Genomic DNA, 11,449 nt, shown 5'->3' with positions numbered 1-11,449 from the left:
CGGTTCATCAGGGTCAGGCCCGGCACGCCGACGGCGGCGAAGTTGAAGTCGTGGCGCACTTGCCAGGACTTTTCCTTGGCGTTGTCGTAGCTGGAGTTGTAGCTGTCGTTGGCCAGGGTACCGCCGCTGGTGCCGTTGACCCGCATCCAGGCATCGTCGCCGCCGACTTTCTGCAGGCCGACATAGAAGGTGTTGCCGCCATATTTGGCCGAGAGCATGGCGAAGGCGGTCTTGTTGTCTAGGTCACCGGCCAGGGCGCTGCCGTTTTCCTTGCCGATGAAATAGCCGAGATTGGCGCCCAGGGTCCAGTCGCCCATGGGCTGGCTGTGGGTCAGGTTGAAATATTGCTGCTGGTAGATGTCGGACAGTTCCGCGTACCACACGCCCACCTGGGTGCGTTTTTCGTTGAAGGCGTATTCGCCGCCGCCGAAGTTGAAGCGGTCGGAGGTGGCGGCGGGGCGGCCGTTCATGAACATGTCTTCCATGCTCGCATCGTTGCGCGGGCTGTTGCCGCGGAACTGGCCGCCATAGAGGCTCAGGCCGGCGATCTCGGTGGAAGTGACCTGGCCGCCGCGGAAGGTCTGCGGCAGGGAGCGACCGTCGTCGGAACGCAGGATCGGCAGCACCGGCATCCATTCGCCGACCTTCAGCTCGGTCTTGGAGACCTTGGCCTTGAGCGCGACGCCCAGGCGGCCGAAGTCATCGGCGGGGCGACCGTCGTCGTGCACCGGCAGCAACTGCGTTCCTGCCGTGCCACGGCCACCATCGAGCTTGACCGAGTACAGGCCCAGCACGTCCACGCCGAACCCCACCGTGCCCTGGGTGAAACCGGACTTGGCGTCGAGGATGAAACTCTGGGTCCATTCCTCGGCCTTGCCCTGGGCATTGTTCGGGTTGGTGAAGTTGCGGTTGAAGTAAGCATTGCGCAGGTTCAGCGTGGCCTTGGCATCCTCGACGAACCCCGACTCTGCGGCCAGGGCGGGCAGGGCGGCACCCGCGAGTGCGACGGCGATGGCGCTGGGAAACAGATGCTGTGTGGGCTTCATGGGCTTATCTCTGGTTTTTATGGACGAAGCGAGTCGATGCCGCAATCGTGCGATTGCAGACGGTACGGTGGAGCGGGTCGGTTGAACGGCTGAGGATCAGCCGGGAGAAGCAGGGCGTGTGGACATGGCGTCGAACCTGTTGTTATTGGTTTTGTGCGAGCGATGGTGAAGCGCGCGCCGGGATCGGTTCAATCGCCGATGACGGGTTTTGGGCGATTATCGAACAGCAAAAAATGCTTTGGCGGATGGGAGTCCTGTGGGTGGTGGCTCACAAAGGCTGCACATCCAGCACTGATGCAGGCTGATCCACCGCCATCGCGAGCAAGCTCGCTCCCACAGGTTGATGTGTTGAGTTCGGAATCGATGAACAAAAAAGCCCACCTTTCGGTGGGCTTCGTGTTTCAGTGGCCAGGCATCAAATCAGAACAGTTTCATCGGCGGCGCTTTCTCTGCCACCGGCTCGTTCTTGCCGGTCTCGGCGTTCCAGCCACCGCCCAGAGCCTTGTACAGGTTGACCTCGCTGGTCAACTGCGCGAGGCGGTCGGTGATCAGCGATTGCTGGGCGCTGAACAGCTGGCGTTGGGCGTCGAGGAAGGTCAGGTTGCTGTCGACCCCAATGCGGTAGCGCCGCTCGGCCAGGCGGTAGTAGTCCTGGTTGGAGGCAACATAGGCCGTCTGGGCCTGCAACTGTTCGTTGTAGGTACGACGCGCGGCCAGGCCGTCGGAGACTTCCTGGAACGCCGTCTGGATCGCCTTCTCGTAGTTGGCGACGTTGATGTCCTTCTGGATCTTGGCGTAATCCAGGCTCGCCCGCAGGCTGCCGGCGTTGAAGATCGGCAGGTTGATCTGTGGCGCGAACGTCCAGGTGCCCGAGCCGCCCTTGAACAGCCCGGACAGGTCCGGGCTCAATGTGCCGGCGTTGGCCGTCAGGCTGATGCTGGGGAAGAACGCGGCCCGCGCGGCGCCGATGTTGGCGTTGGCGGCCAGCAGGTTGCGTTCGGCCTGGAGAATATCGGGACGACGTTGCAGCAGGTCCGACGGCAACCCGGCCGGCACTTCACTGAGCAGGTCATCGCTGAGCGGTTGCGTGTTCAGGTTGGCCGGCAGGCTGGTGCCCAGCAGCAGGGTCAGGTTGTTTTCATCCTGGGCTACCTGGCGGGTGTAGCGCGCCAGCTGGACCCGAGCGTTTTCCACTGCAGTGCGCGCCTGGCTCAGGTCGAGTGCCGAGGCTACGCCGACATCGGCGCTACGGGTGGTCAGCTGGAGGCTTTGCTCGTAGGTCGCCAGGGTGTCCTGGGTCAGCTTGAGCAGTTCCTTGTCGGCTTGCCAGGTCAGGTAGGCGTTGGCCACGTTGGCCACCAGGCTGATCTGGGTGCTGCGGCGCGCTTCCTCGGTGGCAAAGTAGCTTTGCAGCGCTTGTTCGCTCAGGCTGCGGACCCGGCCGAACAGATCCAGCTCATAGGCACTGATGCCCAGGGTGGCCGAGTAGGAGCTGCTGATGGCCGCTTCGCCGGTCTGCGAGGCCCGGGCCGGCAGGCGCTGGCGGCTGCCGGAACCGGTGGCCGAGACTGCCGGGAACAGATCCGCCCGCTGGATGCGGTATTGCGCGGCATAGGCGTCGATGTTCAGCGCGGCGACCCGCAGGTCGCGGTTGTTTTCCAGGGCCACCTGGATCAACTGCTGCAGCGCCGGGTCATGGAAGAACTGTTTCCAGCCCTGTTCCGCGGCAGCCTGGCTGGCTGCCTTGGCCGGTTCGTAGGCCGGACCTTGCGGGTATTGCGCCGCGACCGGTGCTTCGGGTCGCTGATAATCGGGAATCAGCGAGCAGCCGCTGAGCACGACGGCGGCGATGGTCAGAGAGAGTAGCGACTTGCTCATTGCCCAGCCTCTTTGGAAGTTTCAGGAGCGTCGTCCTGGTCGGCATTTTTGCGACGGCCTATCGACGACACGGTCACGAAGAACAACGGCACCCAGAAAATCGCCAGGACGGTGGCGGTCAGCATGCCGCCGATCACCACTGTGCCAATGGCGTGTTGGCTACCTGAGCCTGCGCCTGTGGAGATTGCCAGGGGTACAACACCGAGAATGAACGCCAGCGAGGTCATGATGATCGGCCGCAGGCGCATACGGCAAGCTTCAATGGCAGCTTCCTGCAAGCCCTTGCCTTGTTCATGCAGTTCCTTGGCGAATTCGACGATCAGAATCGCGTTTTTGGCTACCAGGCCTATGGTAGTCAACAGCCCTACCAAGAAGTACACGTCGTTGGACAGACCGCGCAAACTGGTCGCCATCAACGCACCGATGATCCCCAGCGGTACCACAAGTACGATCGCTATCGGAATCGACCAGCTTTCATACAACGCCGCCAGACACAGGAATACCATCAGGATCGACAGCGCGAACAGCGCTGGCGCCTGGGACCCCGCGAGTCGTTCTTCATACGACAGACCTGTCCAGGAAATACCAACACCGGCAGGCAGCTTCTTGGCGATGGCCTCGACTTCGGCCATGGCTTCGCCGGTGGAGTAGCCCGGTGCCGGGACGCCCAGGATTTCCATCGCTTCCACCCCGTTGTAGCGGGCCAGTTTCGGCGAACCGTAGATCCATTCGCCCTTGGCGAACGCGCTGAACGGTACCATGGTTCCAGAGCTGTTGCGTACGTACCATTTCTGCAGGTCTTCGGGGCTCATGCGAGCATTCGGTTGCCCCTGTACGTACACCTTCTTCACCCGGCCGCGGTCGATGAAGTCGTTGACGTAGCTACTGCCCAGGGCAATCGACAGGGTGCTGTTGATGTCCGAAATGGTCACGCCCAGGGCGCTGGCTTTTTCGTCATCGATTTCCAACTGGTATTGCGGCTCGTCATTCAGGCCGTTCGGGCGAACCTGGGCCAGGACCTTGCTCTGGGACGCCATGCCCAGGAACTGGTTGCGTGCTTCCATCAGCTTTTCGTGGCCGATGCCGGCACGGTCCTGCAGGAACACGTCGAAACCGGTGGCGTTACCCAGCTCCATCACCGCCGGCGGGGCGAAGGCGAACACCATCGCATCGCGGAAGGTAAAGAAGTGCTGCTGGGCGCGGGCCGAGATCTTGAACACTGTGTTGTCGGCGTTACGCTCTTCCCATGGCTTGAGCATGATGAACGCCATGCCCGAGCTCTGGCCACGACCGGCGAAGTTGAAGCCGGTCACGGTGAACACCGAGGCCACGCCATCGCCTTCGCCGCCGTCCTTGCCCGGGCGCAGCAGGAACTCACGCATCTTGTCCACCACCACCTGGGTGCGCTCGGCGCTGGAGCCGGCCGGTGTCTGCACCTGGGCAAACAGCACGCCCTGGTCTTCTTCCGGGAGGAACGAGGATGGGATACGCATGAACAACCAGATCATACCGACGAAGATAATCAGGTAGGCCAGCAGATACGGCGCTTTATGCCGCAGGATGTTGCCGACTCCCCGTTCGTAGCTTTGCACGCTGCGGTCGAAGTTTCTGTTGAACCACCCGAAGAAGCCGCGTTTGTGCGTGCCATGTTCCCCTTTCGGGATAGCCTTGAGCATGGTGGCGCACAGGGCGGGGGTGAAAATCAGCGCAACCAGCACCGACAGGGCCATGGCCGAGACGATGGTGATGGAGAACTGCTTGTAGATCACCCCGGTGGAGCCGCCGAAGAACGCCATCGGCAACAGCACCGCCGACAGTACCAGGGCGATACCCACCAGGGCCCCCTGGATCTGGCCCATGGATTTCCTGGTGGCTTCCTTGGGGGACAGGCCTTCTTCGCTCATCACCCGCTCGACGTTTTCCACCACGACGATGGCGTCGTCCACCAGCAAGCCGATGGCAAGCACCATGCCGAACATGGTCAGGGTGTTGATACTGAAACCGAACGCCGCGAGGACCCCGAAGGTGCCCAGCAATACCACCGGCACGGTCATCGTGGTGATGATGGTGGCGCGGAAGTTCTGCAGGAACAGGAACATCACCAGGAACACCAGCACGACCGCTTCGACCAGGGTTTCCACCACGCCCTTGATCGACTCGCTCACCACCGGCGTGGTGTCATAGGGGAACACCACTTCCATGCCTGGCGGGAAGAACGGCTTGAGGTCGTCCACGGTCTTGCGCAGGGCCTTGGCCGTGTCGAGGGCGTTGGCACCGGTGGCCAGGCGCACTGCCAGGCCCGAGGCCGGGGCACCGTTGAACTGGGCGTTGATGCTGTAGTTCTCGCCGCCCAGGCCCACCTCGGCGACATCGCCAAGGCGTACTTGCGAGCCATCCGGGTTGACCTTGAGCAGGATCGCCTTGAACTGGTCGGCGGTCTGCAGGCGGGTCTTGCCGATGATGGTGGCGTTCAGTTGCTGGCCGGGCACGGCGGGCAGGCCACCGAGCTGGCCGGACGAGACCTGGACGTTCTGTGCGGAGATGGCGGTACTCACGTCCGACGGTGTCAGGTTGTAATTGTTCAGCTTGGCCGGGTCGAGCCAGATCCGCATCGCGTACTGGGCACCGAAGACCTGGAAGTCGCCGACACCCGAGGTGCGCGAGATCGGGTCCTGCATGTTCGACACGATGTAGTTGGAAAGGTCTTCCCGGGTCATGGTGCCGTCGCGCGACACCACGCCGATCACCATCAGGAAGTTCCTCACCGACTTGGTCACGCGGATACCCTGTTGCTGCACTTCTTGCGGCAGCAGCGGGGTGGCCAGGTTCAGCTTGTTCTGGACCTGGACCTGCGCGGTGTCGGAGTTGGTGCCCTGCTCGAAGGTCGCGGTGATGGTCATGCTGCCGTCGGAGTTACTTTCCGAGGAGACGTAGCGCAGGTTGTCGATACCGTTGAGCTGCTGTTCGATGACCTGCACCACGGTGTCCTGCACGGTCTGCGCGGACGCGCCCGGGTAGGTCACCTGGATCGCGATGGCCGGTGGCGCGATGCTCGGGTACTGGTTGATCGGCAACTTGAGGATCGATAGAGCCCCGACCAGCATGATCACCAGGGCGATCACCCAGGCGAAGATCGGACGGTCGATAAAGAATTTCGACATGGTTTACTCCCCTTTGCCGCCGGCTGCTTTGTCAGCTGCCTGGGCGGGGGCCGGGTTCTTGGTGCCCACATTGGTGGCTTCGGTGGCCTTGACTTCCACCCCTGGCCGTACGTACTGCAACCCTTCGGTAATCACGCGATCGCCGGCCTTGAGCCCGTCTTCGATCAGCCACTGGCTGCCGACGGTGCGGCTGGCCTTGAGCTGACGCAGCTCGACCTTGTTGTCCGGGCCCACCACCAGGGCGGTCGGCATGCCTTTGAGGTCGCGGGTCACGCCTTGTTGTGGAGCGAGGATCGCCGCGCTGTTCACACCCGCCTGCAATTGCGCATGGACGAACATGCCCGGCAGCAGGGTGTGGTCCGGGTTGGGGAACACGGCGCGCAAGGTGACGGAGCCGGTGGTCTGGTCAACCGACACTTCGGAGAATTCCAGCTTGCCCTCGTGGGCGTACTGGCTGCCGTCTTCCAGGATCAGTTTGACCGTGGCGGCATTGTCGCCGGCCTTCTGCAACCGGCCACTTTCCAGCTCGCGGCGCAGTTGCAGCAGTTCCACCGAGCTCTGGGTCACGTCGACATAGATCGGGTCCAGTTGCTGGATGGTTGCCATCGCTTCTGTCTGGCCGTTGCTGACCAGGGCGCCTTCGGTTACCGAGGAGCGCCCGATACGCCCGGAGATCGGCGCGTAGACCTTGGTGTAGCGCACGTTGATCTGGGCGGTTTGCAGGTTGGCTTCCGACTCGAGGCGATTGGCCACGGCGGTGTCGTATTCCTGGCGACTGACGGCCTGTTCATCCACCAGTTGCTTGTAGCGGTCGGCAATGGACTTGGTGGAACGCAGGTTGGCCTCGGCGCTCTTGAGCGTGGCTTCGTATACGGCCGGGTCGATCTGGTACAGCTGCTGGCCGGCCTTGACGTCGGCGCCTTCCTTGAACAGGCGCTTGAGGATGATGCCGTTGACCTGCGGGCGAACCTCCGCCACGCGGAACGCGCTGGTGCGCCCCGGCAATTCGGACGTCAGGGTGAAAGGTTGGGTCTTGAGGGTGACGACGCCGACCTGAGGAGGTGGTGCGGCAGGGGCCGCTTCTTCCTTCTTACATCCGCTGAGCAGCGATGCCAGGGCGATGGCGGTAACCAGAGCGGTAACAGCTGGCTTGAAGTGCATGGAAATCCTCGGGTCAGGCACGCAACGGGCGCACTCGAAAGGTGGAAGGTTAAAAAGGCGCATTTTCAACTAGTAGGTTGCTAAGAAATATACTTACGTACATGGTTGTTTGTAAACAGCCAAATTGCGTACCATCCGGTTTACAAAAGCCTGACAAAGGCTCGTACAGACCGGGAGCGCGTTCCATGGACGATCGCCTCCCATTCGTTCAGCTGACCTTTACGCATTGCTGACGCATCCTGATTGAGGTGGTTACTGCCATGGTCCGTCGTACCAAAGAGGAAGCCCTGGAGACTCGCAGCCAGATACTCGAAGCGGCCGAAAAGGCTTTTTTCGAGCGGGGCGTGGCGCGCACGACGCTGGCTGACATCGCGACGCTGGCCGGTGTGACGCGCGGTGCCATCTACTGGCATTTCAGCAACAAGGCGGATCTGCTCCAGGCCATGCTCGATACCTTGCACGAGCCGCTCGATGACCTGGCGCGCGCCAGTGAAAATGAAGAGGAACTCGACCCCCTGGGGTGTGTGCGCAAGCTGCTGGTTCGCCTGTTCCAACAGGTGGCCCTGGACCCGAAAACCCGACGCATCAATGAGATTCTTTTCCATAAGTGCGAGTTCACCGACGAAATGTGCGATTTGCGCCAGCAGCGGCGCCAGGTCAATCTCGACTGCAACGTGCGGATCGCGCTGTCGCTGCGCAATGCGATGAATCGCGGCCAACTGCCGGATGACCTGGATACCGACAGGGCGGCGATCGCTCTTCACGCCTATATAGACGGCATTCTGTACCAGTGGCTGCTGGCACCCGACAGCTTCGCGCTGGCGGGTGAGGCCGAGCGCTGGGTAGACATCGGGCTGGACATGCTGCACCTGAGCCCCAGCCTGCGCAAATGAAACAAAATGAGTAATTGCATCGGTTTGTGTCAATAGCGGATCGGCAAAACCCGCCGGGCATGGATCCCGGCGGGTCGTTCATGGAGCAGTTGCCAGGTCCGGCGACAACGCGCTATCGCTCGATCATGCCGGATCACCATGGCAGCTTCATGTATGGGGTGGCATTGCGGCGCCTGTGCGGGGCGATCCGCAACTGTCCATTAAATTACTCGACAATAAGGCGGACGGTGTAGCTGAAAGGCGGCTCCAGCATCTTCTGGGAAATTTCCGAGCGGCAGGTATATTCGCCATTGCCGGTGTAGGCGGTCCTGCTTTTCCAGTCGGGTCGATAACGAGGTTCGAGAACACCAAAACCGATAGGGGCTTCGAATCGGGTTTGTACTTGGCAGCCGAATTCGGACCCGTCCATTTGATACGAGAGCAGAATTTCGATCGGCTTGACTTTTCTCAGGCTGGGTTGCCAGTCGGAAGTGGGATAAGTGTATTTTCTTTTATTGACGAAATAGATATTTCGAGTGGACTTGGAGGCAACATCGTAACCGCTCAGGGACAAGTCCGCCGGCTGTGCCGGGTTTGTGACCATGTTGATCATGTTCAGGGTGCGCGGGGTGTTATTGGTGATCTCCACGGTGACCCCGGTATTGGCCAGGCTGCTGGCAACCATCGCCGGTCCGAATAGCAGGGCAAGGGTGAAACTTTTCAGAATGTTCATAGTAAGGTATCTCTTTTTACAGGCTCGCTAAAGCCCACATAGGTATTGATAGTGTGTTGTTTGGTTTGATTCAAAGGGGTTGCGTGATGAACTATTTATCGGGATTTAATTGATTGATGGCTGTGAGCTTATAAGTGGTAATCCATTGGCTGAGTAGTAATTGGTTCGGGCTTTATTATTAGCGTTGTTGAATGCTTGAATCCACAGCAGCTGCTTGTTGTCTTGTTATTTGATATTTCGGTTGTTGCTGGTCCGTTGGATTCTAAAAACTGCAGGTATAAAAAAGCCCCGGCTCTTTCGAGTCGGGGCTTTGGGTAAGGCCTGGTTTTCTGACTTACATCACCGGGTAGTCGATATAACCCACCGGACCTTTGCCATAGAAGGTTTCCGGGTGCGGTTCGTTCAGCGGTGCATCGGCTTTCAGTCGGGCCGGCAGGTCCGGGTTGGCAATGAACGGCACGCCGAAGGCCACGGCATCGGCTTTGCCTTCGGCCAGCCAGGCATTGGCGCGGTCCTTGGTGAAACGTTCGTTGGCGATGTACGGGCCGCCGAACGCTTGCTTGAGTTGCGGGCCAATGCTGTCGTCGCCTTCCTTCTCGCGCGAGCAGATGAAGGCAATGCCGCGCTTGCCCAGTTCCCGGGCCACGTAGCTGAAGGTTTCCAGGCGATTCTCGTCGCCCATGTCATGGGAGTCGGCCCGTGGCGCCAGGTGCACGCCGACCCGGCCGGCTCCCCAGACTTCGATGGCTGCGTCGGTCACTTCCAGTAGCAGGCGGGCTCGGTTTTCCAGGGAGCCGCCGTAATTGTCGGTGCGCTGGTTGGTGCTGCTTTGCAGGAACTGATCGAGCAGGTAGCCGTTGGCACCGTGGATTTCCACACCGTCCAAGCCGGCGGCCTTGGCATTTTCGGCGCCTACGCGGTAGGCATCCACGATGTCGGCGATCTCAGCGGTTTCCAGCGCGCGTGGCGTTGGATAGTCGGCCAGTGGACGAACCAGGCTGACATGGCCCTTGGGTTGGATGGCGCTGGGGGCAACCGGTGTTTCACCGTTCAGGTAGGACGGATGGGAGATGCGGCCCACATGCCACAGCTGCAGGAAAATCTTGCCGCCGGCACCGTGTACCGCCTTGGTGATGTTGGCCCAGCCGCGCACCTGGTCGTTGGACCAGATACCCGGGGTATCCGGATAGCCCACGCCCATCGGCGTGACGGAGGTCGCCTCGCTGAGGATCAGGCCGGCGGAGGCGCGTTGCACGTAGTACTCGGCCATCAGCGCATTCGGCACACGGCCTGCGTCGGCGCGGCAACGGGTGAGCGGTGCCATGATGATGCGGTTTTTCAGTTCGATGTCGCCGAGTTTGATCGGGTCGAAAATGGTGGTCATGAATGACTGCCTCGTCAGTGTCAGGGATTGTTGAGAGTCAAGGGGTGGCCGGTGCCAGGTCGGCATTGCCGCCCCGGCGGAAAGTGATCAGGGTGACCAGCAGCGCCAGTACCGCGAGGGCGCCGGCGGCCAGGGGCACGGCGGTCAGGCCCAGGCCGTGGTCGATGACGCTGCCGCCGACCCAGGCACCCAGGGCGTTGCCGATATTGAAGGCGCCGATATTCAGGGTGGAAACCAGGTTCGGCGCGGACTTGCCGAAGGTCACCACGTTTACCTGCAGGGCCGGCACGGCGGCAAAGCAGGCGGTGGCCCACAGGAACAGGGTGATTTCGCTGGGGATCAGCGCCACGCTGGTCCAGCTCAGCATGGTGGACACCACGGCCATGGCGATGAACACGCCCATCAGGGTGTTCGACAGGCTCCTGTCCGCCAGCTTGCCACCGATGATGTTGCCCAGGGTCAGGCCCAGGCCGATCAGCACCAGGGTCCAGGTCACGCCACGGGGCGATACGCCGGTGACCTCGCCCAGCAAGGGAGCGACGTAGGTGAACAGGGCGAATACCGAAGCGGAAAACAGGGCCGTCATGGTCAGGGACAGCCACAGGCCGGCGCCCTTGAGCGCCACCAGTTCCGAGCGCATGTCGAGTTTTTCTTCATCGCGCTTGGCCGGCAGGAAGCGGATCAGGCCAATCAGCGCCACCACGCCGATGACGGTCACGGCCCAGAAGGTCGAGCGCCAGCCGGCTTCCTGGCCCAGTGCGGTGCCCAGCGGCACGCCGAGCACGTTGGCCAGGGTCAGGCCGGTGAACATCAGGGCCACGGCCGAGGCACGCTTGTTGGGCGCCACCAGGCCGGCGGCCACCACCGAGCCGATGCCGAAGAACGCGCCATGGCACAGGGCGGTGACCACCCGGGCGAACATCAGCACGTTGTAGTCGCTGGCGATGGCGCAGAGCAGGTTGCCGACGATGAAGATCCCCATCAGCACCACCAGTGCGGCCTTGCGCGGCAGACTGGCGGTAGCCAGGGCCATGAACGGCGCACCGATGGCCACGCCCAGGGCGTAGCCAGTCACCAGCCAGCCGGCACCCGGGATCGAGACTCCCAGGTCGGCCGCCACATCGGGCAGCAGGCCCATGATGACGAACTCAGTGGTGCCGATGGCGAAGGCGCTCAGGGCCAGGATGAGTAGCGAGAGGGGCATGGCGGGTCCT

The 11,449-nt window shown here is 61.8% G+C and carries 8 protein-coding genes; 1 reads left to right on the top strand and 7 read right to left on the bottom strand.

Annotated features, from left to right (window positions below; translation table 11 throughout):
* From BLP99_RS21935 to BLP99_RS21920, 4 genes are all read right to left on the bottom strand, one after another.
* A partial coding sequence (locus BLP99_RS21935) for an OprD family porin (RefSeq protein WP_092181719.1) occupies window positions 1-1,046 on the bottom strand: 1,046 nt, incomplete at its 3' end.
* A gap of 420 nt (window positions 1,047-1,466) precedes the next feature.
* On the bottom strand, window positions 1,467-2,924 hold the full coding sequence (locus BLP99_RS21930) for an AdeC/AdeK/OprM family multidrug efflux complex outer membrane factor (protein WP_072399252.1): 1,458 nt from the start codon (window positions 2,922-2,924) through the stop codon (window positions 1,467-1,469).
* Window positions 2,921-6,085 (bottom strand): efflux RND transporter permease subunit EmhB, encoded by a 3,165-nt coding sequence (gene emhB, locus BLP99_RS21925; RefSeq protein ID WP_072431897.1) that lies wholly within the window; start codon window positions 6,083-6,085, stop codon window positions 2,921-2,923. Before emhB ends, BLP99_RS21930 begins: the two co-directional genes overlap by 4 nt.
* Window positions 6,086-6,088: 3 nt before the next feature.
* A complete protein-coding gene (locus tag BLP99_RS21920) occupies window positions 6,089-7,246 on the bottom strand; it encodes an efflux RND transporter periplasmic adaptor subunit (protein WP_072399248.1) in 1,158 nt (385 codons plus the stop codon).
* A gap of 260 nt (window positions 7,247-7,506) precedes the next feature.
* Between BLP99_RS21920 and BLP99_RS21915 the strand changes: the two genes are divergently transcribed.
* A complete protein-coding gene (locus BLP99_RS21915) occupies window positions 7,507-8,139 on the top strand; it encodes a TetR family transcriptional regulator (RefSeq protein WP_072399246.1) in 633 nt (210 codons plus the stop codon).
* 205 nt (window positions 8,140-8,344) lie between these two features.
* On the opposite strand, the gene BLP99_RS21910 is transcribed toward BLP99_RS21915, so the two are convergent.
* The 3 genes from BLP99_RS21910 to BLP99_RS21900 all read right to left on the bottom strand — a co-directional run bounded on the left by BLP99_RS21910 (window position 8,345) and on the right by BLP99_RS21900 (window position 11,439).
* Entirely contained in the window at window positions 8,345-8,851 is a 507-nt protein-coding gene (locus BLP99_RS21910; protein WP_072459302.1) for a hypothetical protein, read from the bottom strand.
* 334 nt (window positions 8,852-9,185) lie between these two features.
* Window positions 9,186-10,235, bottom strand: a complete 1,050-nt coding sequence (locus tag BLP99_RS21905; protein ID WP_092181716.1) for an alkene reductase — start codon at window positions 10,233-10,235, stop codon at window positions 9,186-9,188.
* A 37-nt stretch (window positions 10,236-10,272) separates the two neighbouring features.
* A complete protein-coding gene (locus BLP99_RS21900) occupies window positions 10,273-11,439 on the bottom strand; it encodes an MFS transporter (RefSeq protein ID WP_076405244.1) in 1,167 nt (388 codons plus the stop codon).
* Between the last annotated feature and the right edge of the window lie 10 nt (window positions 11,440-11,449).

The organism is Pseudomonas sp. NFACC32-1 (assembly GCF_900101215.1).
GTDB lineage: Bacteria > Pseudomonadota > Gammaproteobacteria > Pseudomonadales > Pseudomonadaceae > Aquipseudomonas.
This window is presented reverse-complemented; position numbering and strand designations above follow the sequence as displayed.